We start from the raw sequence: 25409 nt of genomic DNA on the forward strand, positions 1-25409 counted from the left end.
TACATGGGGATGGAAAACTACAATCCGCCGCAGGAACCCTGGCTGGTCATCCTGTATCAGGATGAACACATTATGGTGGTCAACAAGCCGAGCGGCTTGTTGTCTGTGCCAGGTCGTCTGGATGAGCACAAAGACAGCGTGATGACGCGTATTCAGCGCGATTATCCGCAGGCTGAATCCGTGCATCGTCTGGATATGGCCACCAGCGGCGTGATTGTAGTCGCGCTAACCAAAGCGGCAGAGCGCGAGCTAAAACGCCAGTTTCGCGAGCGCGAACCGAAAAAGCAGTATGTTGCACGCGTCTGGGGGCATCCCGCTCCGGCCGAGGGTCTGGTTGATTTGCCGCTGATTTGCGACTGGCCAAACAGGCCAAAGCAAAAAGTGTGTTATGAGACCGGGAAATCGGCGCAGACAGAGTATGAAGTCGTGGAGTTCGCAGCGGATAACACCGCCCGGGTGGTGCTCAAACCCATTACCGGACGCTCCCACCAACTGCGTGTGCATATGCTGGCTTTAGGGCATCCGATCCTGGGCGACCGCTTCTATGCTCCGCCGGAAGCTCTGGCGTTAGCGCCGCGCCTGTTGCTGCATGCAGAGATGTTAACCATCACGCATCCCGAATACGGCAACAGTATGACGTTTAAAGTCCCGGCGGATTTTTAAATTCTGAGCCAATTTATGCCGGGGGCGCTTCGCTTGCCCGGCCTACATTCATTAACGTAGGCCGGATAAGGCACTAGCCGCATCCGGCAATTCAATCACTTGAATCCTTTTTGATCCTTAATCAGCTCGTAAGCTTTTTGGATTTCCTGCGCTTTTTGCTTCGCCATTTCCATCATCTCTGGCGGCAGACCTTTCGCAACCAGTTTGTCCGGATGGTGCTCGCTCATCAGCTTACGGTAAGCCCGTTTTATGGTAGTCGCATCGTCGGTCGTTTTCACACCCAGTACATTACAGGCGTCTTCCAGCGTCGGGCCACGTTGCGCCTGCTGCCAGCCACCGCCGCCAGACTGCTGCTGATATCCGCCGCCAAACTGTGCGCCGCCCTGCATCATGCGCAGGAACTGATCAAATTGGGTGCGTGAGATCCCCAACTCTTCAGCAATCACATACAGCACTTCACGTTCGTTAGGATGCAACGACCCATCGGCAAATGCCGCCTGGATCTGAATCTCCAGAAACATGCGGATCAGATCGAATCGACCAAAACAGACGCTGCGAAACTGACGCATCTTTTCACGTAATGGGTAATTATCCGATTTTCCTACCCGGAAGGCATGTTGTGCTGCCGTTCGCGAGTCACCGTGCAAATTCATCCGATCCATCAACTGGCTGGCGATATGAATATCGGCTTCCGTGACGCGACCTTTGGATTTGGTCAGATGTCCCATCACCTCAAAAGTGGTGGCAAAAAACAGCGCCTGGCGTTCACGTTGGTTGGCAAACCACGCCATTTTGCGCATGCGGGCTTTGTCGAACATGTGGCCAACTAACAGCCCCAGAACCACACCCCAGAAGCCGCCGCCCATCATTAAGGCCACGGCTACACCAATTATCTTTCCCCAATACTGCATAGACTCCCCAAATCTTTCCGCTCTCAGCCAGGCTATGTCCCACAATATAAGGTGCTTTTACCGATTTACGGCTGCGGTCAATTGTGGGACATCGCCTATAATTTGCATTATCATACCTGTCATTCAATGCCGTGCCTAACACCACAAACGCTATACCCGTTGGATTTCGAGTTGCAGCAAGGCCGCAACGTAGTGAGTCCCCTGGAGCTTACCCATGTAAGTGACTGGGGTGAACGAGGAAGACAACGAAGATGCAGCTTGAAAGGTGGCAGGTATAAAATGGGCAGGATTAATACTAGCGAAGTGAAGATGAGATAAGTTAGGCTGTGACCGTTTGTCACGCGCGACGCTACTGATGATGGAACAATAAATACAACGTATGAAAAAACGTATTCCCACTCTTCTGGCCACCATGATTGCCAGCGCCCTCTATAGCCATCAGGGCCTGGCAGCCGATCTCGCCTCACAGTGTATGCTGGGCGTGCCGAGCTATGACCGTCCTCTGGTACAGGGCGAGACTAATGAGTTACCCGTCACCATCAATGCCGACAACGCAAAAGGGAATTATCCCGATGACGCGGTGTTTACCGGCAACGTGGATATCGCACAGGGTAACAGCCGCCTGCAGGCCGACGAAGTGCAGCTTCATCAGAAGCAGGCTGAAGGCCAGCCGGAGCCAATTCGTACCGTCGATGCGCTGGGCAATGTCCATTATGACGACAATCAGGTTATTCTGAAGGGGCCGAAGGGCTGGTCCAATCTGAATACCAAAGATACCAACATCTGGGAAGGTGATTACCAGATGGTCGGCCGTCAGGGGCGCGGGAAAGCTGACCTGATGAAACAACGTGGGGAAAACCGTTATACCATTCTGGAAAACGGTAGCTTTACCTCCTGTCTGCCAGGTTCCGATACCTGGAGCGTCGTCGGTAGCGAAGTTATCCACGACCGTGAAGAACAGGTCGCAGAGATCTGGAACGCCCGTTTTAAACTGGGTCCGGTTCCAGTCTTTTATAGTCCTTATTTACAGTTACCCGTCGGCGATAAGCGCCGTTCCGGTTTCCTGATCCCGAACGCAAAATATTCCACCAATAACTATTTTGAGTTCTACCTCCCGTATTACTGGAACATTGCGCCCAATATGGACGCCACCATCACGCCGCACTATATGCACCGTCGCGGCGGGATCATGTGGGAGAACGAATTCCGCTACCTCACCCAGGCGGGTGCGGGCTTGATGGAGTTCGACTATCTGAATTCCGATAAAGTGTACGAGGACGAACATCCGAATGATGACAATTCACGTCGCTGGCTGTTCTACTGGCAGCACTCTGGGGTGATGGACCAGGTGTGGCGTTTCAACGTCGACTACACCAAGGTCAGCGACTCCAGCTACTTTAACGACTTTGACAACAAGTACGGTTCCAGTACCGATGGCTACGCCACGCAAAAATTCAGCGTCGGATACGCGGTGCAGAACTTTGACGCCACGGTATCGACCAAGCAGTTCCAGGTCTTTGCTGATCAGAACAACAGTAGCTACTCCGCTCAGCCACAGCTAGACGTTAATTTCTATCAGAATGACGTCGGTCCGTTCGATACCCGGATTTATGGGCAAGCGGTGCATTTCGTTAATACCAAGGATTACATGCCGGAAGCAACGCGTGTTCACCTGGAACCGACGATCAATCTGCCGTTGTCGAATAACTGGGGCAGTGTCAATACCGAAGCGAAGCTGCTGGCAACGCACTACCAGCAGACCAACCTGGATTGGTATAACACCAATAATGCCACTAAGCTTGATGATTCCGCCAACCGCGTCATGCCGCAGTTTAAAGTCGACGGCAAGATGGTATTCGAGCGTGACATGCAAATGCTGGCGCCGGGTTATACCCAGACGCTGGAGCCGCGCGCGCAGTACCTGTACGTCCCGTATCGCAACCAAAGTCATATCAATAACTATGACTCCTCCCTGCTGCAATCTGACTACAGCGGCCTGTTCCGTGACCGCACCTATAGTGGTCTGGACCGTATCGCTTCTGCCAACCAGGTAACGACCGGGGTCACATCTCGCGTTTATGATGACGCGGCCGTTGAACGTTTTAATATTTCTGTGGGTCAAATCTACTATTTCACCGAGTCACGCACTGGCGATGACCATACAGAATGGGAGAATGACGACAAAACAGGTTCACTGGTATGGGCGGGCGATACCTACTGGCGTATCTCCGATCGTTGGGGTTTACGCAGTGGAATCCAGTACGACACGCGTCTGGATAGCATCGCAACCAGCAATAGCAGTATCGAATACCGACGCGACGAAAACCGTATGCTGCAGTTGAACTACCGTTATGCCAGCCCAGAGTATATTAAGGCCGCTGTACCTTCACGTGATGTAACTAACGCCCAGTATGAAAACGGGATTTCGCAGGTGGGCGCAGTGGCAAGCTTCCCGATCGCCGATCGTTGGTCGATTGTTGGTGCTTACTACTTCGATACCAACGTGAACAAAGAAGCAGATTCAATGTTGGGCTTACAGTACAACTCCTGCTGTTACGCCATTCGCTTTGGCTACGAGCGTAAGCTGAACGGTTGGGATGACAAAATGCAGCACGCGATTTATGACAACACGATCGGCTTTAATATCGAACTCCGCGGCCTGAGCTCAAACTACGGTCTCGGCACGACTCAAATGTTACGTTCGAACATTTTGCCGTATCAAAGCGCTTTATGATCTGATTGATTTACAACGTAATCCGCATTGCGGTTAATTGAAATGGAAAAAGTATGAAGAACTGGAAAACGCTGCTTCTCGGTATCGCCATGATCGCGAATACCAGTTTCGCTGCCCCACAGGTAGTCGATAAAGTCGCAGCCGTCGTCAATAACGGCGTCGTTCTGGAAAGCGACGTCGATGGCTTAATGCAGTCAGTAAAACTGAATGCAGGTCAGGCAGGTCAGCAATTACCGGATGACGCCACGCTGCGTCATCAGATCCTGGAACGTTTGATCATGGATCAAATCCTCCTGCAAATGGGTCAGAAGATGGGGGTGAAAATCTCTGACGAGCAGTTGGATCAGGCTATTGCCAACATCGCCAAGCAGAACAACATGACGCTGGATCAGATGCGCAGCCGTCTGGCACAGGATGGCTTAAGCTATTCAACCTATCGTAGCCAGATCCGCAAAGAGATGACCATCTCTGAAGTGCGTAACAACGAAGTTCGCCGTCGCGTCACTATCCTGCCTCAGGAAGTGGATGCCCTGGCGCAGCAGGTAGGCAACCAAAACGATGCCAGCACCGAGCTGAACCTGAGCCACATTCTGATCCCATTACCAGAAAACCCAACGTCCGACCAGGTTAACGCAGCTGAAAGCCAGGCGCGCTCTGTTGTTGATGAAGCGCGTAACGGTAGTGATTTCGGAAAACTGGCTATTACTTATTCCGCTGACCAGCAGGCGCTGAAAGGCGGTCAGATGGGTTGGGGACGTATTCAGGAGCTGCCGGGTATCTTTGCCCAGGCGTTAAGCACTGCGAAAAAAGGCGATATCATTGGCCCAATTCGTTCCGGTGTCGGCTTCCACATCCTGAAAGTCAACGATATGCGTGGCCAAAGCCAGAGCATCTCCGTGACTGAAGTTCATGCTCGCCACATTCTGCTTAAGCCGTCGCCGATCATGACCGATCAGCAGGCGCGTCTGAAGCTGGAACAAATCGCGGCAGATATTAAGAGCGGTAAAACTACCTTCGCGGCAGCCGCTAAAGAGTTTTCTCAGGATCCAGGCTCTGCCAACCAGGGCGGCGATCTGGGCTGGGCTGCAGCGGATATTTTCGACCCAGCTTTCCGCGATGCGCTGACCAAACTTCATAAAGGCCAGATGAGCGCCCCGGTGCACTCCTCTTTCGGTTGGCATCTGATCGAACTGCTGGACACGCGTAACGTTGATAAAACTGACGCGGCGCAGAAAGACAGAGCTTACCGTATGCTGATGAACCGTAAATTCTCGGAGGAAGCAGCAACCTGGATGCAGGAACAGCGCGCCAGCGCTTACGTTAAAGTTCTGAGCAACTAATGACTCGTGCTCAACGCGTTGTTATCACTCCCGGCGAACCCGCCGGGATTGGCCCGGACCTGGTGGTTCAACTCGCCCAGCGCGAGTGGCCTGTAGAACTTGTTGTCTGTGCGGATGCAGCACTCCTCAATGACCGGGCAGCGATGCTCGGTTTACCGCTTTCACTCCTCCCATACTCTCCAGATACCCCAGCCAAACCGCAATCAGCAGGCACATTGACGCTGTTACCGATTGCGCTGCGGGCACCTGTTGTCGCGGGTCAGTTGGCGGTAGAAAACGGGCAATATGTGGTGGATACGCTGGCTCGCGCCTGCGATGGTTGTCTGCAAGGTGAGTTTGCGGCGCTGATCACCGGCCCGGTTCACAAGGGCGTTATCAATGACGCTGGCGTCCCGTTTACCGGACATACCGAGTTTTTTGAAGAGCGCTCACAGGCAAAGAAAGTTGTTATGATGCTGGCGACCGAAGAGCTGCGCGTTGCCCTGGCAACCACGCATTTGCCGCTCAGAGCCGTTGCCGACGCCATTACGCCCGCCCTGCTTCAGGAAGTGATCGGCATTTTGCATCATGATTTACGCACCAAGTTCGGCATTGCCGATCCGCATATTCTGGTGTGCGGTCTTAACCCGCATGCTGGTGAAGGCGGTCATATGGGAACGGAAGAGATAGATACCATCATTCCGGTACTCGATGAACTGCGTGCGCAGGGAATGAAATTAAACGGTCCGCTGCCCGCAGATACGCTGTTTCAGCCCAAATATCTCGACCACGCGGATGCCGTGCTGGCAATGTACCACGATCAGGGTCTCCCCGTGCTAAAATACCAGGGATTTGGTCGCGGTGTGAATATCACGCTGGGCCTGCCCTTTATTCGCTCATCCGTCGATCACGGCACCGCACTTGAACTCGCGGGCCGTGGACAAGCAGATGTCGGCAGTTTTATTACGGCGCTTAATCTCGCCATCAAAATGATTGTTAATACCAATGAATAATCGAGTCCATCAGGGCCATTTAGCCCGTAAACGTTTCGGGCAGAACTTCCTCAACGATCAGTTTGTGATCGAAAGTATTGTCTCTGCTATCAACCCGCAGAAAGGTCAGGCTATGGTCGAAATCGGCCCGGGCCTGGCGGCATTGACCGAACCAGTAGGCGAACGTCTGGACAAGCTCACGGTCATTGAACTCGACCGCGATCTGGCAGCACGCCTACAGACACACCCGTTTTTAGGGCCTAAGCTGACGATTTATCAGCAAGATGCCATGACCATGAACTTCGGCGAACTGGCACAAACGATGGGACAGCCGCTGCGCGTATTCGGCAACCTGCCGTACAACATCTCCACTCCGCTCATGTTCCATCTTTTTTCCTATACTGATGCCATTGCCGACATGCATTTCATGTTGCAAAAAGAGGTGGTGAATCGTCTGGTTGCAGGGCCAAACAGTAAAGCGTATGGTCGATTAAGCGTCATGGCGCAGTATTACTGCAATGTGATCCCGGTACTTGAAGTACCGCCTTCCGCATTTACGCCAGCGCCTAAAGTTGATTCAGCCGTTGTGCGTCTGGTGCCTCATACGACGATGCCGTACCCGGTTAAAGATGTTCGTGTGCTGAGCCGTATTACCACCGAAGCGTTTAATCAGCGCCGTAAAACGGTACGTAACAGTCTCGGCAACCTATTTAGCGTTGAAGTACTGACAGAGCTGGGCATTGATCCGGCGATGCGAGCGGAAAATATCTCTGTCGCGCAATACTGCCGGATGGCTAACTATCTGTCAGAAAACGCGCCATCGAAGGAGAGTTAAACATGATCAATTCGCCCCGAGTGTGCATTCAGGTACAAAGCGTCTACATTGAGGCGCAATCCTCACCTGATGATGAACGTTACGTTTTTGCTTACACCGTAACTATCCGCAATTTGGGGCGAGCGCCTGTGCAGCTGTTGGGGCGTTATTGGTTGATCACTAATGGTCATGGCCGCGAAACCGAAGTTCAGGGTGAAGGCGTGGTTGGCGTCCAGCCCCACATCGAACCCGGCGAAGAGTACCAGTACACCAGCGGTGCGGTGATTGAAACACCGCTGGGCACCATGCAGGGTCATTACGAAATGATCGATGAACAAGGCATCGCCTTTACCATCGATATTCCCGTATTCCGACTCGCCGTTCCAACACTCATTCATTAAAACAATAACTATGGCGACATACCTTATTGGCGACGTTCACGGTTGTTACGATGAACTGGTAGCCTTGCTGCATCAGGTAGACTTTAATTCCGAAAAAGACACCCTATGGCTCACCGGCGATCTGGTCGCTCGTGGACCGGGCTCGCTGGACGTTTTGCGCTACGTGAAATCACTGGGCGACAGCGTGCGGTTAGTATTGGGTAATCACGATTTACACCTGCTGGCCGTATTCGCCGGTATCAGTCGTAATAAACCTAAAGACAGGGTCACATCGCTGCTCGAAGCACCGGATGCCGACGAATTACTTAACTGGCTCCGCCGTCAACCGCTGTTGCAGGTAGACGAAGAGAAGAAGCTGGTAATGGCGCATGCCGGTATCACCCCACAGTGGGACCTGCAGACGGCAAAAGACTGTGCTCGCGATGTTGAAGCCGTGCTGTCGAGCGACTCGTATCCCTTCTTCCTTGATGCGATGTACGGCGACATGCCCAATAACTGGACCCCGGAACTGACCGGGCTGGCGCGCCTGCGTTTTATTACCAACGCCTTTACCCGCATGCGTTACTGCTTCCCTAACGGTCAGTTGGATATGTACAGCAAAGAGTCACCAGAAGACGCACCTGCCCCGCTGAAGCCGTGGTTTGCCATTCCTGGACCTGTCAGTGAAGCGTACAGCATTGCATTCGGGCACTGGGCATCGCTGGAGGGTAAAGGCACGCCAGAAGGCATTTACGCGCTGGATACGGGGTGTTGCTGGGGAGGCGATCTCACCTGTCTGCGCTGGGAAGACAAACAGTACTTCGTGCAGCCGTCAAATCGCCATCTGAACCTGGATCCTGGCGAAGCGGTCAACGCCTGATAGGTTTATGCCTGATGGCGCTACGCTTATCAGGCCTACATCTGGCACAAAAGTAGGCCGGATAAGGCGTTTCGCCGCCATCCGGCACTTACAGTATTAACGACGTTCCAGAATCTCGAAGCAGTAGCTGTGAGAGTTTTGCGCGTCAGCATCGTGGAATTCACTGAACACCGACTCCCAGTCATCCGGTTCGTAGTCCGGGAAATGCGTATCCCCTTCCACTTCCGCATCAATGTGCGTCAGATACAGTTTCTGTGCTTTTGGCAGGAACTGCTCATACACACGCCCACCGCCAATTACCATAATTTCAGGTTCATCGCCGCAGGCCGCAATTGCTTCATCCACAGACTTCACCCACTGCACGCGATCGTCGGTGCCTGGCTTACTGCTGATGACGATATTTTTACGCCCAGGTAACGGTCGCCCGATGGATTCCCAGGTGTGGCGTCCCATGACAACCGGCTTGTTTAAGGTATTACGTTTAAACCAGGCGAGATCGGCAGGGAGGTTCCACGGCATGGCGTTCTCCATACCGATGACGCGATCTACCGCTAACGCCGCAATCAGACTGATCATTGAATATTTCCCGGATACAAAAAAATTGTCGCCACTATACGGAAAGCGCAATCTTTCGTCGACTGGCGGAAAGAGGATGAACAGGAAAATTTTCCGTTCTGCTGGCGAACCGACCTATTTAAGGTGGTACGCCAGCATTACAGTAGTTCAAAAACAGTCAATTAGCAGTAAAGTTTGCAGAACATCACATTTTTTACCCTATGCTGACGGTTTCACTTCCGGCTCATCGGCGACGTCGCCCGTATGCTTACCTTCATCCGTGCCTTGCCAGCCATGGCGTTGAATTAACGATAAGTGCTGACGATCTTCCGCAATAATTTCACTCAGCATTGCGCTGGTGCGTTTATAAACGGCCGCGCGGGAAGTCGCGTCATTTTCCCCTTTCACCATCTCCTCTACCATCATGGTATTGAATCGGCGGAATACGTCAGCCCGCTCACGTGCCTCATAGCGCCCAAGCCCGAGACCTTCCAGCGCCAGACGTCCGGTCTTCAATGCACCTTCAAAGGTTTCACGTTCCGGCATATCCACGCCCGCCTGGCGCAGGCGGATGTAATGATCCACGTCGCGCGCACGAGCAATAATTTGCAGATGCGGGAAATGCTCTTTAACCATTTCGGTTAATTGCAGACTGGTTTGCGGATCGTCAATGGCATTAATAATGACTTCAGCTTTCGCCGCCCCGGCAGACTCCAGCAGATCCATCCGGGTCGCGTCGCCATAGAAAACCTTCATCCCGAATTTACGCAGCGTTTCGATATGGTCCGGGTCATGATCAAGAACCACCATTTTGACCCCGCTCGACAACAGCAAACGACCGGTTATCTGGCCAAATCGCCCAAACCCGGCGATGATCACCCTAGGTTGTTCCTCATCGATTTCATCGGCTTCCCGCTCTTCCTCAGTCACCGATTTTTCCAGACGCGTCAAAATCACCAGCAAAATCGGCGTAGCCGCCATCGACAACGCCACCGCCAGCGTCAGCGATTTCGCCCAGTCAGGATCGAGCACATTTGCCATTTGCGCCGCGCCAAACACCACAAAGGCAAACTCACTGCCCTGCCCTAATAATACGGCAAACCAGCGACGCTGCTTGTTCGGCACCTGCAACGGTTTCGCTATCAACCACAGCATGACGGTTTTGATAACCAGGAAACCGAACAGTAGAATGATAATGCGCAAGGGATTATCAATCAGCGTACCAAAGTCGATAGACATCCCTACACCGATGAAAAACAGCCCCAGCAGCAGTCCTTTAAATGGTTCAATGTCGCTTTCCAACGCGTGGCGATACTCAGAGCTTGCCAGCAGCACCCCAGCCAGGAATGCCCCCATCGCCATCGACAATCCAACCTCTTCCAACAGCAGACCGAAGCCAAACACGAGGAACAGCGCAACGGCACTGAACACTTCCCGCAGGCCCGAACGGGCGACAAAACGCAAGGCAGGACGTGTGACATAACGACCTAACAGCACCACCAGCACCAGTGCGCCCGCTACCTTAAGAGCAGACAATGCAAACGCCCCAAGCGTTGTTGATGCGCCACTCGCTGCCAGTAATGGGATCATCGCCACCAGTGGAATAGCAGCGATATCCTGGAACAGCAGCACGGCAAAGGCGCTGCGACCCATTTGCGAAACCATCAGGTTGCGTTCATTCATTGCCTGCATAGCGATAGCCGTAGAGGAAAGCGCCAGTGTCATGCCGATCAGCTCCGCTACCTGCCAGCGCAGACCGAGGAACATACAGAACACACCAATCAGGCCTCCGCAAACCACCATTTGCAATGCGCCGCCGCCGAACACCGAGGCTCGCAGTTTCCACAAACGTTGCGGATCCAGTTCAAGGCCGATAACAAACAGCATCAGCACCACACCGATCTCCGCAAAATGCAGGATGGATTCGGCGTCCGTTACCAGCCTCAGGCCCCATGGGCCGATAATGCACCCGGCGATAAGATACCCCAGTACAGACCCGAGTCCCAGCCGTACGGCGATGGGGACAATTAGTGCCGCCGATCCAAGATAAATCAGCGCCTGTATCAGCGTATGGCTATCCATGGTGTGCCTCCTGCCATTCCATCAGACGCTGTTTGAAGTGACGCGCCTGCGCTTGCAGGGTTTCATCATCACAGATAAACGTACAGTGCATCGCAAACGGCGGTAGCCATTTGAGGCCACAATAAAGTGCCGTCGCCTGTAAGGGTTGAGAAAGCACATCAAATCCGGGATGGGAGCCAATATCGAAGTGGTTTTCACCGCCGCCGGTCGTCACCGCCCACAGCAGATGTTTACCGTGCAGCGCAGTACCGCCATGGCCATACGCCCAGCCGTGCGAAAGGACTTTATCCATCCACAGCTTGAGTAATGGAGGTGTGCTGTACCACTGCATCGGATGCTGCCAGATGATCAAATCAGCGCGTGCCAGCGCATCCTGTTCAGCGGCAATATCGATATTGAAGTCGGGGTAGAGCTGGTAGAGCGAGCGGATCTCCACGCCCTCCAGCGTCCTTGCCTGTTCAAGCATCCGCTTATTCGCATGCGAGTGCTGCGGATAGGGATGCGCATAAATGATGAGGATCATGATTAGCCTGTTTCACTGCATTATTGTAATAACAGTGAGTTTAGTCAGTTAATCCACAGGCTAACAGCCAATATTATTGAGGCCTATACACAAAATCATTCATGTTGCATCAAGGCGGCAAGGGAATGAATCCCCAGAAGCTTACTAAAGTAAGTGACTGGGGTGAATGAGCGCAGCCAACACTGAGGCAACTTGAAGGATGAAGTGTATATTAGTTGTCCAGCTCACTCATATCCTTAACCTGATCGCGGTTAATCTGTTCCGTCTTACCCGTTTGCGCATTTTTATACGACACCAGGCCAGTATCATCATCGACTTGCGGTTTGCCGTCAGTGACGATTGTTTTGCCATCGGTAGTTTTAACCGCCTGGTTTGAGGAACAACCGGCTACGGTAAATAGTGCTGCTGCGGTAAAAATTGAGGTGATCAGGATATGTTTTTGCATGGTGTTCTCCCTGCTTTTCAGTTGTTTTCAGTGATATACCCAGTTAACTGTAGGCTAACTGACTGAGTTGCAGGGAAAATACAGAACACTCCTAATAACTCGTCCTGGTCACGGGCTTACTGCGAATCGTCATTTGACTGGTTTGCGCCAGCGTCAGACCTCGCGTTTCCGGGGCGAAAGCGATGGACACCAGCAGGCCAATCAGCGAAATTCCTGCGCCCATCAGCATGACATTGCTGATCCCGTATTTGGTAATGAACACCGGCAGCGCCCAAGTTGAAACAATGGTGCCAATGCGGCTTAAGGACATAATCACCCCGACGGCAGATGCGCGAATGTCGGTAGGGAACAGTTCATTTGGGTACAGCCACTGAAGATTTCCCGGTCCCCCCGAGAAAAAGGCGTACACGGCAAACGCCAGCACCACCAGCCACGCTCCCATATCAGGAATTAACCCCAGCACGGCCAGCGCCAGCGTCATCATAATAAAGCTGCCAATTAACAATGGCCGACGGCCCGCGCTATTGAGCCAGAACATGGGCGGAATGCACCCCAGCATAAAGCACAGGCTTATCACCACATTGCCCAACGCCGCGCTTTTCCCGGCACCAAGCCCCAACAGTCCAACAATCTGCGGACCAAAGGTATAAATGGCGAACATCGGGATCACCTGACAGGTCCAGATAGCGGCAACAAACAGGACAAACGGGAAATGACGGCGGTTAAACAGCTGCAGGAAGCGCGTCTCCTGCGGCGCCTCTTCGTCGAACACCACCGGTTCGCCGAACAGTTTGATCATCATCGCTTCACACTCTTTCACCCGACCTTTACGCAGCAGCCAGCGCGGCGATTCAGGAAGATCGAAGCGCCCAATCAGGATCAAAATACAGGGGATCACCGCGCTGCCCAGCATCCAGCGCCATCCGCCCTCAACATCATACAGCCAGTAACCGACCAGATCGGCACAGGTGGCGCCGACATACCACATCGCGGCGATAAAACCGATGGAGAAAGCGCGCTGGCGGGTATTGGAGAACTCGGTAATCATCGATGTAGCAATCGGATAATCGGCACCAATCACAATGCCGATCAGCACACGCATTACCAACAGCTCAATGGGTGAGGAAACAAACATGGTTGCCGCCGATATCACGCCAATGGCAATAATATCGATGATAAACATTTTTCGCCGCCCGACCTTATCGGAAATGTAGCCAAACAGCGACGTCCCCACAAACAGACCGGCGAGCGTGCCGGCCCCCAGCAGACCAATCCACTGAGCGTCCAGTTTCAATGCTGGCGTGAGCTGTTCCAGCGCCACGCCAATCATCACCAGCACATAACCATCCAGAAATGGCCCACCGCTTCCCCACAGCATTATCCGGCGGTGAATAGAGGTAAATTTGATGTCATCAAAGTTCCTGGGCTGCTGCATAGCGACTTCCTGTTTCAACACGGGCAAAGCGTCATCTGTAAGCCGGATAAGGCGTTTACGCCGCCATCCGGCATTGGCGCCACATGATTGCCGGATGGCGGCGTAAACGCCTTATCCGGCCTACGGGTGCACAACCTCGTACTTATTAGCCGTAGCGAAACTCAACGCCAAATGTCCCGCGCGGGTATTCCCACTTTTCCAGCGCTGTATCAAGTCCGAGAATGCGGCACGTTCCGCACTCCAGGCATCCGGCATAATCAAAACGGACGCTGCCATCGTCCTGCTTTTTATACAGTCCGGCTGGACAAGCCTTAATCAGCACTTCCAGCGTCTGTTTATCAGGATCGGTTTTGAGAATGATATGCGGGCTGTCTTCATCCACATTGAACTTATTGACGCCCAGTTTGACGTCCACATTGACGGGAGATGTCATAATACGGTCACTCCTTTCAGGCCATCTTTCATCAGGTTGATGAAGCCCACTTTCTTCGCATGGCGCAGGATTTTTTTGCGCATTGGCACCGGAGCGGAACCATCCACGGTGAACAGGTCGCGCGCGATACCGACCGCCATTTCGGGATAGGCGGTAAACATGCGTGGGTTATCAAGGAAAGCAGGAAGCTTCTGATACATGCGCATATCGCGCATTGGACCATCATCGAGATGCTGACGGTATTCGCCCAGCGACTGCTTGCTGAAGTCGTCGCGCTTCATCGCGGAAAGCACCGTTTTCGCCGCCGCTTCGCCTGCGGATATGGCGAGATCCATACCGCGGATAGTAAAGCCGAGGTTCATACACATTCCGGCAGCATCACCGGCAATCAGTACTCCGTCACCCACCAGTTCAGGCTGCATATTCATACCGGCCTCCGGTACGACGTGCGCGGCATATTCCACCAGCTTGCCACCGGCGATAAGTGGGGCAACCGCCGGATGCTGTTTGAAATCTTCCAGCATTTGCGGGACCGATTTTTTAGCATCTTTCAGATGATGAAGCCCGCAGACCAGCCCCAGAGAAAGGGTCGTTTCATTCGTATAGAGGAAGCCCCCGCCCATCAGACCATCGGTCGGTGAACCGGCAAACAGGCAGGCTGCGCCTTCGTTCCCCTGTAACTGGAAACGATCTTCAATTACCGATTTCGGCAATTCGATCAGCTCTTTTACGCCAACGGCAACATGTGATGCCTCAACGCGCCTGGCCATGCCCAGTTTTTCTGCCAACAAAGAATTCACCCCGTCAGCGAGGATCACCACTTTGGCTTCCAGAAAATCGCCGTCGGCTTCCACGCCCACGACTTTGCCTTCTCGCTGCACAACGTTATCCACGCGAATACCGGTGATAAGCTGGGCTCCCGCCTCCTCGGCCTGCTCCATCAGCCAGGCGTCAAATTTGCTGCGTAAGACGGAATAAGAAACCTGCGACGATGCGGCCTCTTCACCATTGCAATAGTCGATGGTCATCGCCCCTTTGTCGGTCATAAAGGCGAGTTTTTCGTGGGTGATGATGCGTTCAATGGGGGCCTGCTCAGCAAAGCCGGGAATGATGCGTTCCAGGCTATGGGCATACATGCGCCCACCGGTGACATTCTTCGCGCCAGCAGAATTGCCGCGCTCGATGACCAGCACCTGTGCACCTTCCCGAGCCAGCGCCAGCGCCGCAACCGAACCGGCCAGACCTGCACCCACGATGATGGCATCAAAGATATCTTCGGACATACGTACTCCTGTCAGTGGCAGGATACTTTCGCATCCTGCCCGAATGGTTTAACGCGCCAGAGCCGCCGTCAGCGCAGGCAGGATCTTCAGCGCATCGCCAACGATGCCAAAATCTGCGTACTGGAAGATCGGCGCATTTTTATCTTTGTTGATGGCGAAAATCGTCTGCGCGCCGTTGGCGCCGACCATATGTTGGATCTGTCCGGAGATCCCCACGGCCAGGTACAGTTCTGGTTTGAGCATCAGGTTGGAAATGCCGACGTAGCGTTCGTGCTCCATCCACTTCTCGTTTTCCGCCACTGGACGGGAACAGGCCAGCTCAGCGCCAATCGCCTGGCACAGCGCTTCGGCCAGCGAGATATTTTCTTTGCTACCGATACCGCGCCCCACGCTGACCACCAGACGGGCTTTGTCGAGATCAATGCTATTGCTCTGACGCGCCTGAGTGGCCGTACGGGTCACGGCGATAGCCGGAGCCTGCCACTGGACGGTGTGCACCTCGCCGCTGCGAGCGGTATCCGGTTGCTGCGCGTCAAACGTTCCACTGCTGAGTGTGATCACAGCAAACGGTGAAGCGATTGTTTCTGCTCCCATCGCCAGGCCGCCGTAGACCATATGTTTGACCGCTGCTTTTCCGTCCTGTACTTCGACTGCGCTGGCGTCGTTTGAAACCGCAGCCGACAAGCGAAAGCCCAGCTTCGCCGCTAACAGCTTGCCCCGACGCGTATTCGGCAGCAGCACCGCTCCGCCCTCGCTGTGCTGACGAATAGTTTCGGCCATCGCATCGGCGTAGTCTTCAACCATACGGTCTTCTGGTTTGCCGCTGAGCAGCCAGACATGATCCGCCCCTAAATGGCATGCCGCCGCGCTGTCCTCATCACTGAGCACAAACGTGTTAACGTTTTCACCTAAAGCCTGCGCACTATTCATCAGTTCCGGCAGACGAGAAGGGGTATCGCTGAATACCCAGACACTGGAAAATTTGTTCATAACATCCCCTGATAATTAAATGATTTTGCGAAGATTCTCGACAAACGCAGCAATCTGTTCTTCACCGTCACCTTCAATCACAACGCGCTGACGCTCGCGCTGCTTCGGTGCGGCCACCTGTTGTTCGGAATACGCTTGCGCGCCGTTCATCCCAATGTCCGCAGACGACCAGACCTGAACCGGTTTTTTCGCCGCGCCAAGAATGGCTTTCATGGAAGGGATTTGAGGGGTGTTGATGTCGGTAGAGACCGCGATCACCGCAGGAAGCGGGATACTCAGGGTTTCAACTTCATCTTCCAGTTCACGCTCTACCGTCAGCGTGCTGTCGGTAAGAGAGAGGATTTTACTCACGCCGTTAATCGCCGGCACGTTCAGCATTTCGCCCACCAGCAGACCAACCTGCTGAGCATAAAGATCGGAAGAACCGTCGCCGCAAATAAGCAGATCAAAACCTGATTTTTGTGCGGCGGCAGCCAGCGCAGTGGCGGTTTGTTGCGGCAGCGCCTGTTCAAATTGATCGTCAATGACAACAATCAGTTCATCAGGGCCACGGGAGAGCACATCTTTGCGCCCTTTTGCATTGGTCAGCGCTTTGCCGCCGACGCTCATGGCCACAACCTGAGCCTCTCCCACCTGCTGTTTTAACTGGCAAGCCGCTTCGATCGCATTCAGATCATATTGGCTGATTTTGCCATCCGCTTTGCTGAAATCGAGTGTTCCATCAGCATTATTAATCGCAATATCCTGCTCATCAGGTACGCATTTGTAGCAAGTAATTATCTTCATTGCATCTCCAGAAATCATGAAGGAAACGTATTTATATCGGCGGTGTTAAATACAGATATCACGCTCTTTAATTCGGAAATAAAACATTAATCACCAATATTGAAAATGTCACACATTGATATTCGTAACTTTCAATAGTGTTATGCACCTCACCAATATTGAAAGAAACATGTCAATTACGAAAATTTTCAATATTGTTTGCTGGTTCAACAATATTGAACGCCAGTCACTTAAAAAAGTTAAAAAATCAACATTAATATTATGATTAATAAAGGAATTATTTGGATTTTCAGACAAAATAACCAGCATAAAAAAGTGTGACACAGATAACAGAATAGCCGGAAGTGAATACCCATTATGAGTTACTCACTGAGGCGCCCCAGAGGTTAAAAAGTTATCAACAAATCATTAATAACAAATAAACAAACAATCACATACGGGCACGCTAAATAAATTTCGTTTTCACACTGGAATTCACTTATGAAAAATGAAAAGAGAAAGTCGGGAATTGAACCGAAGGTTTTTTTTCCGCCATTAATAATTGTTGGGATACTTTGTTGGCTAACAGTAAGAGATCTTGATGCCGCTAACGTCGTTATTAATGCGGTATTCAGTTATGTCACCAACGTCTGGGGTTGGGCATTCGAATGGTATATGGTCGTCATGCTCTTCGGTTGGTTCTGGTTGGTCTTTGGCCCATATTCGAAAAAGAAATTAGGCGACGAAAAACCCGAGTTTAGTACCGCCAGCTGGATTTTTATGATGTTCGCTTCCTGTACATCCGCCGCGGTGCTGTTCTGGGGTTCCATCGAGATCTACTATTATATCTCTACCCCGCCTTTTGCTCTCGCCCCCAACTCCGTTGGCGCAAAAGAGATAGCTCTGGCGTACAGCTTGTTCCACTGGGGACCGCTGCCGTGGGCAACCTACAGCTTCCTTTCAGTCGCGTTCGCCTACTTCTTCTTTGTACGCAAAATGGACGTTATCCGCCCCAGTTCCACACTGGTGCCGTTAGTTGGCGAGAAGCATGCTAAGGGCTTGTTCGGCACCATCGTCGATAACTTCTATCTGGTGGCGCTGATCTTCGCGATGGGCACCAGCCTCGGTCTCGCTACCCCGCTGGTAACCGAGTGTATGCAATGGCTGTTCGGTATTCCGCATACGCTGCAACTCGACGCCATCATCATTACCTGCTGGATCATATTGAATGCCATTTGCGTGGCCTGCGGCCTGCAAAAAGGGGTCAAGATCGCCAGCGACGTACGTAGTTATCTAAGCTTCCTGATGCTCGGCTGGGTGTTTATCGTCAGTGGCGCCAGCTTCATCATGAACTACTTCACCGACTCGGTCGGCATGCTGCTGATGCATCTGCCGCGCATGCTGTTCTATACCGATGCCATCGGCAAAGGCGGCTTCCCGCAGGGCTGGACTGTTTTCTACTGGGCGTGGTGGGTTATTTACGCTATCCAGATGAGTATCTTCCTGGCACGTATTTCTCGCGGTCGTACCGTACGTGAACTGTGTTTCGGGATGGTACTGGGCCTGACCGCTTCCACCTGGATCCTGTGGACCGTCCTTGGCAGCAACACGCTGCTGCTGATGGATAAAAACATTCTCAACATCCCGCAGCTAATTGAACAACACGGCGTGGCGCGCGCCATTATCGAAACCTGGGCTGCTTTACCGCTCAGCACCGCCACCATGTGGGGATTCTTTATCCTCTGCTTTATTGCCACCGTCACGCTGATTAACGCCTGCTCCTACACCCTGGCGATGTCCACCTGTCGCGAAGTTCGTGATGGTGAAGAACCGCCGCTGTTGGTGCGTATCGGTTGGTCCGTTCTGGTCGGCGTCATCGGCATCGTTCTGCTGGCGCTGGGTGGGCTGAAGCCCATTCAGACCGCAATTATCGCCGGGGGATGTCCGCTGTTCTTCGTCAACATCATGGTGACGCTGTCCTTTATTAAAGACGCCAAAGTGCACTGGAAAGACAAGTAATTCTTATTAACCCAATTGATCAAGAGGCTGAAAGATGGATTTCAACTTAAATGACGAGCAGGAACTGTTTGTCGCCGGTATTCGTGAACTGATGGCCAGTGAGAACTGGGAAGCTTATTTTGCCGAGTGCGATCGCGACAGCGTCTACCCTGAGCGTTTTGTAAAAGCGCTGGCGGATATGGGCATCGATAGCCTGTTGATCCCGGAAGAACATGGCGGACTTGAAGCCGGTTTTGTCACCGTTGCCGCTGTTTGGATGGAACTCGGACGTCTTGGTGCACCGACTTACGTGTTGTACCAATTACCAGGCGGTTTTAACACTTTTCTGCGTGAAGGTACCCAAGAGCAAATTGATAAAATCATGGCGTTCCAGGGGACCGGTAAGCAGATGTGGAACTCTGCTATCACCGAACCGGGAGCGGGATCGGATGTTGGCAGTCTGAAAACCACTTATACACGCAAAGATGGTAAGGTTTATCTTAATGGCAGTAAGTGCTTTATCACCAGTAGCGCCTATACCCCGTACATCGTGGTGATGGCGAGAGATGGTGCATCGCCGGATAAACCTGTTTATACCGAGTGGTTTGTTGACATGAGCAAGGCGGGTATCAAGGTCAACAAACTGGAGAAACTCGGTCTGCGCATGGATAGCTGCTGTGAAATCACCTTTGACGACGTTGAACTGGACGAGAAAGACATGTTCGGTCGGGAAGGGAATGGTTTCAACCGTGTGAAAGAAGAGTTTGACCATGAACGCTTCCTCGTCGCGCTGACCAACTACGGTACGGCAATGTGCGCTTTTGAAGACGCCGCGCGTTACGCCAACCAACGCGTACAGTTTGGCGAAACGATCGGCCGTTTCCAGCTGATCCAGGAGAAGTTTGCACACATGGCGATCAAACTGAATTCCATGAAAAACATGCTGCTGGAAGCCGCATGGAAAGCGGATAACGGCACCATTACTTCGGGTGACGCGGCAATGTGTAAATACTTCTGCGCCAATGCCGCGTTCGAGGTGGTAGACACCGCCATGCAGGTACTGGGAGGTGTTGGTATCGCGGGCAACCACCGCATCACGCGTTTCTGGCGTGACCTGCGCGTTGACCGTGTTTCTGGTGGTTCTGACGAAATGCAGATCCTGACGTTGGGTCGTGCGGTACTCAAGCAATACCGATAGAACGACGCAACCTGTAGGCCTGATAAGACGCCATAGCGTCGCCATCAGGCACTCAATGCCGGATGGCGGCGCGAGCGCCTTATCCGGCCTACATGGACACCCATAAATGCCAGGAGAAAAATGATGAATCATTTACCAATGCCAGCCTTCGGCCCGCTTTCCGGGGTACGCGTTGTCTTTTCAGGGATCGAAATTGCCGGTCCTTTCGCCGGACAGATGTTCGCCGAATGGGGCGCCGAGGTTATCTGGATTGAAAACGTCGCATGGGCCGATACCATCCGCGTGCAGCCTAACTACCCGCAGCTCTCACGCCGTAACCTGCACGCCCTGTCGCTGAATATTTTCAAAGATGAAGGCCGGGAAGCGTTTCTGAAGCTGATGGAAACCACCGATATTTTCATTGAAGCCAGTAAAGGCCCAGCCTTTGCCCGCCGCGGTATTACCGATGAAGTGCTGTGGGAACATAACCCGAAACTGGTTATCGCCCACCTTTCCGGCTTCGGCCAGTTTGGAACCGAGGAGTACACCAATCTTCCGGCGTATAACACCATCGCACAGGCGTTCAGCGGCTATCTGATCCAAAACGGCGACGTGGATCAGCCAATGCCCGCCTTCCCGTACACCGCCGATTACTTCTCCGGGATGACCGCAACGACAGCAGCGCTGGCAGCCCTGCACAAAGTGCGCGAAACGGGTAAAGGTGAAAGCATCGATATCGCTATGTACGAAGTGATGCTGCGCATGGGTCAGTATTTCATGATGGATTACTTCAACGGCGGCGAAATTTGCCCACGCATGTCCAAAGGCAAAGACCCATATTACGCTGGCTGCGGCCTGTATAAATGCGCCGATGGCTATATCGTCATGGAGCTGGTCGGCATCACGCAAATCAACGAATGCTTCAAGGATATTGGCCTCGCCCACATTCTTGGCACACCGGAAGTCCCGGAAGGCACCCAGCTTATCCATCGTGTGGAATGCCCTTACGGCCCGCTTGTGGAAGAGAAACTGGACGCCTGGCTGGCAACGCACACCATCGCCGAAGTCCAGACGCGCTTTGCTGAGCTGAACATCGCCTGCGCGAAGGTGCTGACTATTCCTGAACTGGAAGGCAACCCGCAGTACGTTGCCCGTGAATCTATTACTCAGTGGCAAACAATGGATGGCCGCACCTGCAAAGGGCCAAACATCATGCCGAAATTTAAAAACAACCCGGGGAAAATCTGGCGCGGCATGCCGTCTCATGGCATGGATACTGCCGCCATTCTGAAAAATATTGGTTATAGCGAAGCAGACATAAATGAGCTGGTCGGCAAAGGCCTGGCCAGAGTTGAGGAATAAACGCGACGCGCTGACCCCTCGATGGTTAGCGCTCACGCCTGATTTCAGTGGATAAAGCAATATGGATATCGTTGGCGGACAAAACTTACGTCAGATGTGGGACGACCTGGCCGGGGTGTACGGAGATAAAACGGCGTTAATTTTCGAATCCTGCGAAGGAGTCGTTCGGCAGTTTAGCTATGCCTCGCTCAATGAAGAGATTAACCGCACCGCAAACCTGTTCCATTCCTTAGGGATCCGCAAGAGCGATAAGGTCGCATTGCATCTGGATAACTGTCCGGAATTCATTTTTTGCTGGTTTGGGCTGGCAAAAATTGGCGCCATCATGGTACCGATTAATGCCCGCTTGCTGGGTGAAGAAAGTGCCTGGATCCTGCAAAACAGCCAGGTAAGCCTGCTGGTCACCAGCGCCCAGTTTTATCCTATGTACCGCCAGATACGGCTGGAAAATAGCACCCCGCTTAATCATATCTGTCTGATTGGCGAACAGCTTCCGGCTGACGACGGCGTGAGTCACTTTACCCAACTGCAATCCCGCCAGTCCGCCACGCTGTGCTATACACCTGCGTTATCCACTGACGATACGGCGGAAATTCTGTTTACCTCAGGCACCACCTCTCGACCTAAAGGGGTGGTAATTACCCACTACAACCTGCGTTTTGCGGGCTATTACTCTGCCTGGCAAATTGCTCTGCGTAATGATGACGTCTACATGACGGTGATGCCCGCGTTTCATATCGATTGTCAGTGTACCGCCGCAATGCCCGCATTCTCCGCTGGCAGCACCTTTGTGCTGCTAGAGAAATACAGTGCCAGGGCGTTCTGGAATCAGGTGCATAGATATAAGGCGACGGTTACCGAATGCATTCCGATGATGATCAGAACGCTAATGGTGCAGCCCGCTGCACCAACCGACAAACAGCATCACCTGCGCGAAGTGATGTTCTATCTCAATTTATCCGAGCAGGAAAAAGACGATTTTACCGAACGCTTTGGCGTCAGGCTGCTGACCTCCTACGGTATGACTGAAACCATCGTCGGTATTATCGGCGACCGTCCCGGAGACAAACGACGCTGGCCCTCCATTGGCCGCGTGGGATTTAGCTATGAAGCCGAAATCCGTGACGATCACAACCGTCCCCTGCCCGCCGGAGAAATTGGCGAAATCTGTATTAAAGGCGTGCCGGGCAAAACCATCTTCAAAGAGTACTACGCGCAGCCGGAGGCTACCGCCAAAGCGCTGGAGCCCGGGGGCTGGTTACATACCGGTGATTCGGGCTATCAGGATGAGGATGGCTATTTTTATTTCGTCGACAGACGCTGCAACATGATTAAACGCGGCGGGGAAAATGTCTCCTGCGTCGAGTTGGAAAATATTATTTCTGCGCATCCGAAAATTCAGGACATTGTGGTTGTCGGTATTAAAGATTCAATCCGTGATGAAGCCATTAAAGCGTTTATCGTCCTTAATGAAGGTGAAACATTAAGCGAAGCCGAGTTCTTCAGCTTCTGCGAAAACAATATGGCGAAATTCAAGGTTCCCTCTTTTATGGAGATAAGAGCCGACCTGCCGCGCAATTGTTCAGGAAAAATAATCAAAAAAAATCTGAAATAACCCTTCCGACAGGAACTCCTCCTGCCGGGAAATCTATTTATCTGGAGATGAACTATGAGTGAATCATTACATCTGACCCGTAACGGCCCGATCCTGGAAATTACCCTCGACCGACCTAAAGCCAATGCCATTGACGCCAAAACCAGCTTTGCCATGGGTGAAGCGTTTCTTAATTTTCGTGACGACCCGGAATTACGCGTAGCGATTATCACCGGCGGCGGTGAGAAATTCTTTTCTGCGGGCTGGGACTTAAAAGCGGCGGCTGAAGGTGAAGCGCCGGATGCCGATTTTGGCCCAGGTGGCTTTGCCGGTTTAACCGAAATTTTCGACCTCGATAAACCGGTCATCGCTGCGGTAAACGGCTATGCGTTTGGCGGTGGTTTTGAATTGGCGCTGGCAGCGGATTTTATCGTCTGCGCGGATAACGCCAGCTTCGCACTACCGGAAGCCAAGCTCGGGATCGTGCCAGACAGCGGTGGCGTACTGCGTCTGCCTAAGCTGCTGCCACCGGCAATCGTCAACGAAATGGTGATGACCGGCAGACGAATGAGCGCCGAAGAAGCGCTGCGCTGGGGCATCGTCAACCGCGTTGTCAGCCAGAGCGAACTGATGGATAGCGCGCGTGAACTGGCGCAGCAGTTGGTGAATAGCGCCCCGCTCGCGATCTCCGCACTGAAAGAGATTTACCGCACCACCAGCGAAATGCCGGTGGAAGAAGGCTACCGCTACATCCGCAGCGGCGTGCTGAAGCACTATCCATCTGTACTGCATTCGGAAGATGCGCTTGAAGGTCCGCAGGCGTTTGCCGAAAAACGCGACCCGGTGTGGAAAGGTCGTTAATGAGCCGATGCCGGATAGCGATTCGCTGATCCGGCAATAAAACCGAGATAAAACGATGAGCTACTACGCCTTTGAGGGCCTGATTCCGGTGGTACATCCGGATGCCTTTGTCCATCCCAGCGCCGTGCTGATTGGCGATGTCATAGTGAGTGCCGGAGTTTATATTGGCCCCCACGCGTCATTGCGCGGTGACTATGGTCGCTTGATCCTGGAGGCTGGTTCTAATTTGCAGGATGGCTGCATCATGCACGGCTACTGTGACACCGATACCATTGTGCATGAGAACGGACACATCGGCCATGGCGCAATCCTGCACGGTTGCGTGGTGGGCAGAGATGCGCTGATCGGCATGAACAGCGTCATTATGGACGGCGCAGTGATTGGCGAAGAGAGCATTGTCGCCGCCATGAGCTTTGTCAAAGCCGGATTTCAGGGAGAGGCAAGGCAGATGCTGGTTGGCTCACCCGCTCGCGTATTGCGTGAAGTCACGGACCAGGAACTGCACTGGAAACGGCTAAACACCAAAGAGTATCAGGATCTTGCAATCCGCTGCCACACAGGTCTACACGAAACACTGCCCTTAACGCGGGTCGAAGAAAACCGGCCACGCCTGAAAGGCACAACGGACGTAAAACCCAAATCAGCACAGTAATTGATGCCGGATGCGCTCACGCTTATCCGGCCTACGCGTCAATCACCGTTTATGCCGCCATCAGGCAAACTGATTATTAGCGACGCATACTCTTGGAGAGCATCATCTGCCATTTCTGCTCACGGTTGAGCTCTGTTGGAGGAACGGCAGACAGGCGTGGCGTTTTCGCCATGCTCACCTTTTTCTCCTGCAAATTGTGATTCAGTCGGCTGTAGAGATGAGAGTCAATACTCACGACTTTCACCAGACGCTGGCACTGACAACCCCGACCGGCAATCTGATTAGGGATCATCTTAACTTCACAAACAATTTCGCCCACTTCCGACAGAATATAAGAGAGCGTATTAATTGCTTTGCAGTGCTCGATATCAAAATGGCGGGAAATTTCCTTTGCGGTGATCCAACGATCCTCGGCCATCATCCAGTCAGCAATTAACAAATAAAGCGGTCTTTCAACATATTTTTCACACATAAGCACACCATTTTCACAAATTAAAAATCTGGCTACGGCCTGTCCAAATTAATAAAAACTAAGCCATATTAAAATTGTGGATATAAAGA

24 protein-coding genes are annotated in these 25409 nt (G+C 52.7%); 13 read left to right on the forward strand and 11 right to left on the reverse strand.

Annotated features, from left to right (window positions below; translation table 11 throughout):
- Window positions 1-3 precede the first annotated feature (3 nt).
- Window positions 4-663, forward strand: coding sequence for a bifunctional tRNA pseudouridine(32) synthase/23S rRNA pseudouridine(746) synthase RluA (rluA, locus tag OGX94_RS16500; protein ID WP_003018849.1), 660 nt, complete (start codon window positions 4-6; stop codon window positions 661-663).
- A gap of 95 nt (window positions 664-758) precedes the next feature.
- On the opposite strand, the gene djlA is transcribed toward rluA, so the two are convergent.
- Window positions 759-1574 carry a co-chaperone DjlA gene (gene djlA / locus OGX94_RS16505; RefSeq protein ID WP_008786173.1) on the reverse strand — a complete coding sequence of 272 codons (816 nt, stop codon included), beginning with the start codon at window positions 1572-1574 and terminating at the stop codon, window positions 759-761.
- Window positions 1575-1953: 379 nt separating this feature from the next.
- On the opposite strand from djlA, the gene lptD reads away from it, so the two are divergent.
- From lptD to apaH, 6 genes are read left to right on the forward strand one after another with little or no spacing between them, the layout of a single operon-like run.
- A complete protein-coding gene (gene lptD / locus OGX94_RS16510; protein ID WP_126319275.1) occupies window positions 1954-4308 on the forward strand; it encodes an LPS assembly protein LptD in 2355 nt (784 codons plus the stop codon).
- Between the two features lie 53 nt (window positions 4309-4361).
- Entirely contained in the window at window positions 4362-5648 is a 1287-nt protein-coding gene (surA, locus tag OGX94_RS16515) for a peptidylprolyl isomerase SurA (RefSeq protein WP_003018860.1), read from the forward strand.
- On the forward strand, window positions 5648-6640 hold the full coding sequence (gene pdxA / locus OGX94_RS16520; protein ID WP_257662291.1) for a 4-hydroxythreonine-4-phosphate dehydrogenase PdxA: 993 nt from the start codon (window positions 5648-5650) through the stop codon (window positions 6638-6640). Before surA ends, pdxA begins: the two co-directional genes overlap by 1 nt.
- Window positions 6633-7454: a 16S rRNA (adenine(1518)-N(6)/adenine(1519)-N(6))-dimethyltransferase RsmA gene (gene rsmA / locus OGX94_RS16525; protein WP_003829609.1), complete on the forward strand. Its 822-nt coding sequence runs from the start codon at window positions 6633-6635 to the stop codon at window positions 7452-7454. Before pdxA ends, rsmA begins: the two co-directional genes overlap by 8 nt.
- Window positions 7455-7456: 2 nt before the next feature.
- Window positions 7457-7834 carry a Co2+/Mg2+ efflux facilitator ApaG/CorD gene (gene apaG, locus OGX94_RS16530; RefSeq protein ID WP_003018867.1) on the forward strand — a complete coding sequence of 126 codons (378 nt, stop codon included), beginning with the start codon at window positions 7457-7459 and terminating at the stop codon, window positions 7832-7834.
- A gap of 10 nt (window positions 7835-7844) precedes the next feature.
- Window positions 7845-8693, forward strand: a complete 849-nt coding sequence (gene apaH, locus OGX94_RS16535) for a bis(5'-nucleosyl)-tetraphosphatase (symmetrical) ApaH (RefSeq protein WP_003829612.1) — start codon at window positions 7845-7847, stop codon at window positions 8691-8693.
- Between the two features lie 96 nt (window positions 8694-8789).
- On the opposite strand, the gene folA is transcribed toward apaH, so the two are convergent.
- The 9 genes from folA to OGX94_RS16580 form a co-directional block, all read right to left on the reverse strand.
- Window positions 8790-9269: a type 3 dihydrofolate reductase gene (gene folA / locus OGX94_RS16540; protein ID WP_003018873.1), complete on the reverse strand. Its 480-nt coding sequence runs from the start codon at window positions 9267-9269 to the stop codon at window positions 8790-8792.
- 198 nt (window positions 9270-9467) lie between these two features.
- Entirely contained in the window at window positions 9468-11330 is a 1863-nt protein-coding gene (gene kefC, locus OGX94_RS16545) for a glutathione-regulated potassium-efflux system protein KefC (protein WP_257662290.1), read from the reverse strand.
- Complete coding sequence (gene kefF, locus OGX94_RS16550; RefSeq protein WP_257662289.1) at window positions 11323-11853, reverse strand: glutathione-regulated potassium-efflux system oxidoreductase KefF; 531 nt, start codon at window positions 11851-11853, stop codon at window positions 11323-11325. Before kefF ends, kefC begins: the two co-directional genes overlap by 8 nt.
- Window positions 11854-12064: 211 nt before the next feature.
- Window positions 12065-12298: a YgdI/YgdR family lipoprotein gene (locus OGX94_RS16555; protein WP_003018880.1), complete on the reverse strand. Its 234-nt coding sequence runs from the start codon at window positions 12296-12298 to the stop codon at window positions 12065-12067.
- 91 nt (window positions 12299-12389) lie between these two features.
- Window positions 12390-13733 (reverse strand): MFS transporter, encoded by a 1344-nt coding sequence (locus OGX94_RS16560; RefSeq protein ID WP_257662288.1) that lies wholly within the window; start codon window positions 13731-13733, stop codon window positions 12390-12392.
- Between the two features lie 145 nt (window positions 13734-13878).
- Complete coding sequence (fixX, locus tag OGX94_RS16565; RefSeq protein ID WP_048219741.1) at window positions 13879-14166, reverse strand: ferredoxin-like protein FixX; 288 nt, start codon at window positions 14164-14166, stop codon at window positions 13879-13881.
- The gene (locus OGX94_RS16570; protein ID WP_257662287.1) at window positions 14163-15449 is read right to left on the reverse strand and encodes an FAD-dependent oxidoreductase; all 1287 of its coding nucleotides are present in this window, start codon (window positions 15447-15449) and stop codon (window positions 14163-14165) included. The genes fixX and OGX94_RS16570 overlap by 4 nt, the downstream gene beginning before the upstream one ends.
- 48 nt (window positions 15450-15497) lie before the next feature.
- The gene (locus OGX94_RS16575; RefSeq protein WP_257662286.1) at window positions 15498-16439 is read right to left on the reverse strand and encodes an electron transfer flavoprotein subunit alpha/FixB family protein; all 942 of its coding nucleotides are present in this window, start codon (window positions 16437-16439) and stop codon (window positions 15498-15500) included.
- A 15-nt stretch (window positions 16440-16454) separates the two neighbouring features.
- On the reverse strand, window positions 16455-17225 hold the full coding sequence (locus OGX94_RS16580; protein WP_003829693.1) for an electron transfer flavoprotein FixA: 771 nt from the start codon (window positions 17223-17225) through the stop codon (window positions 16455-16457).
- A gap of 480 nt (window positions 17226-17705) precedes the next feature.
- Between OGX94_RS16580 and caiT the strand changes: the two genes are divergently transcribed.
- The 6 genes from caiT (at window position 17706) to caiE (ending at window position 24848) form a co-directional block, all read left to right on the forward strand.
- A complete protein-coding gene (caiT, locus tag OGX94_RS16585; RefSeq protein ID WP_003829695.1) occupies window positions 17706-19223 on the forward strand; it encodes an L-carnitine/gamma-butyrobetaine antiporter in 1518 nt (505 codons plus the stop codon).
- A 34-nt stretch (window positions 19224-19257) separates the two neighbouring features.
- The gene (caiA, locus tag OGX94_RS16590; protein WP_063941089.1) at window positions 19258-20400 is read left to right on the forward strand and encodes a crotonobetainyl-CoA dehydrogenase; all 1143 of its coding nucleotides are present in this window, start codon (window positions 19258-19260) and stop codon (window positions 20398-20400) included.
- Between the two features lie 123 nt (window positions 20401-20523).
- Entirely contained in the window at window positions 20524-21741 is a 1218-nt protein-coding gene (gene caiB, locus OGX94_RS16595; RefSeq protein ID WP_257662318.1) for an L-carnitine CoA-transferase, read from the forward strand.
- A 61-nt stretch (window positions 21742-21802) separates the two neighbouring features.
- Complete coding sequence (gene caiC / locus OGX94_RS16600; protein WP_063941088.1) at window positions 21803-23356, forward strand: crotonobetaine/carnitine-CoA ligase; 1554 nt, start codon at window positions 21803-21805, stop codon at window positions 23354-23356.
- A 54-nt stretch (window positions 23357-23410) separates the two neighbouring features.
- Window positions 23411-24196, forward strand: a complete 786-nt coding sequence (gene caiD, locus OGX94_RS16605) for a crotonobetainyl-CoA hydratase (RefSeq protein WP_257662285.1) — start codon at window positions 23411-23413, stop codon at window positions 24194-24196.
- A 55-nt stretch (window positions 24197-24251) separates the two neighbouring features.
- The gene (caiE, locus tag OGX94_RS16610; RefSeq protein ID WP_126956916.1) at window positions 24252-24848 is read left to right on the forward strand and encodes a carnitine operon protein CaiE; all 597 of its coding nucleotides are present in this window, start codon (window positions 24252-24254) and stop codon (window positions 24846-24848) included.
- Window positions 24849-24924: 76 nt separating this feature from the next.
- On the opposite strand, the gene caiF is transcribed toward caiE, so the two are convergent.
- Window positions 24925-25320, reverse strand: coding sequence for a carnitine metabolism transcriptional regulator CaiF (gene caiF / locus OGX94_RS16615; protein WP_003829705.1), 396 nt, complete (start codon window positions 25318-25320; stop codon window positions 24925-24927).
- Window positions 25321-25409 lie beyond the last annotated feature (89 nt).

The sequence above is a fragment of the Citrobacter sp. Cpo037 genome (genome assembly GCF_030332945.1).
Taxonomy (GTDB): Bacteria; Pseudomonadota; Gammaproteobacteria; order Enterobacterales; family Enterobacteriaceae; genus Citrobacter; species Citrobacter portucalensis.

Coding starts and splice junctions, on each gene's coding strand:
- rluA (WP_003018849.1), top strand. CDS start 4: ATGGGGATGGAAAACTACAATCCGCCGCAGGAACCCTGGCTGGTCATC.
- djlA (WP_008786173.1), bottom strand. CDS start 1,574: ATGCAGTATTGGGGAAAGATAATTGGTGTAGCCGTGGCCTTAATGATG.
- lptD (WP_126319275.1), top strand. CDS start 1,954: ATGAAAAAACGTATTCCCACTCTTCTGGCCACCATGATTGCCAGCGCC.
- surA (WP_003018860.1), top strand. CDS start 4,362: ATGAAGAACTGGAAAACGCTGCTTCTCGGTATCGCCATGATCGCGAAT.
- pdxA (WP_257662291.1), top strand. CDS start 5,648: ATGACTCGTGCTCAACGCGTTGTTATCACTCCCGGCGAACCCGCCGGG.
- rsmA (WP_003829609.1), top strand. CDS start 6,633: ATGAATAATCGAGTCCATCAGGGCCATTTAGCCCGTAAACGTTTCGGG.
- apaG (WP_003018867.1), top strand. CDS start 7,457: ATGATCAATTCGCCCCGAGTGTGCATTCAGGTACAAAGCGTCTACATT.
- apaH (WP_003829612.1), top strand. CDS start 7,845: ATGGCGACATACCTTATTGGCGACGTTCACGGTTGTTACGATGAACTG.
- folA (WP_003018873.1), bottom strand. CDS start 9,269: ATGATCAGTCTGATTGCGGCGTTAGCGGTAGATCGCGTCATCGGTATG.
- kefC (WP_257662290.1), bottom strand. CDS start 11,330: ATGGATAGCCATACGCTGATACAGGCGCTGATTTATCTTGGATCGGCG.
- kefF (WP_257662289.1), bottom strand. CDS start 11,853: ATGATCCTCATCATTTATGCGCATCCCTATCCGCAGCACTCGCATGCG.
- OGX94_RS16555 (WP_003018880.1), bottom strand. CDS start 12,298: ATGCAAAAACATATCCTGATCACCTCAATTTTTACCGCAGCAGCACTA.
- OGX94_RS16560 (WP_257662288.1), bottom strand. CDS start 13,733: ATGCAGCAGCCCAGGAACTTTGATGACATCAAATTTACCTCTATTCAC.
- fixX (WP_048219741.1), bottom strand. CDS start 14,166: ATGACATCTCCCGTCAATGTGGACGTCAAACTGGGCGTCAATAAGTTC.
- OGX94_RS16570 (WP_257662287.1), bottom strand. CDS start 15,449: ATGTCCGAAGATATCTTTGATGCCATCATCGTGGGTGCAGGTCTGGCC.
- OGX94_RS16575 (WP_257662286.1), bottom strand. CDS start 16,439: ATGAACAAATTTTCCAGTGTCTGGGTATTCAGCGATACCCCTTCTCGT.
- OGX94_RS16580 (WP_003829693.1), bottom strand. CDS start 17,225: ATGAAGATAATTACTTGCTACAAATGCGTACCTGATGAGCAGGATATT.
- caiT (WP_003829695.1), top strand. CDS start 17,706: ATGAAAAATGAAAAGAGAAAGTCGGGAATTGAACCGAAGGTTTTTTTT.
- caiA (WP_063941089.1), top strand. CDS start 19,258: ATGGATTTCAACTTAAATGACGAGCAGGAACTGTTTGTCGCCGGTATT.
- caiB (WP_257662318.1), top strand. CDS start 20,524: ATGAATCATTTACCAATGCCAGCCTTCGGCCCGCTTTCCGGGGTACGC.
- caiC (WP_063941088.1), top strand. CDS start 21,803: ATGGATATCGTTGGCGGACAAAACTTACGTCAGATGTGGGACGACCTG.
- caiD (WP_257662285.1), top strand. CDS start 23,411: ATGAGTGAATCATTACATCTGACCCGTAACGGCCCGATCCTGGAAATT.
- caiE (WP_126956916.1), top strand. CDS start 24,252: ATGAGCTACTACGCCTTTGAGGGCCTGATTCCGGTGGTACATCCGGAT.
- caiF (WP_003829705.1), bottom strand. CDS start 25,320: ATGTGTGAAAAATATGTTGAAAGACCGCTTTATTTGTTAATTGCTGAC.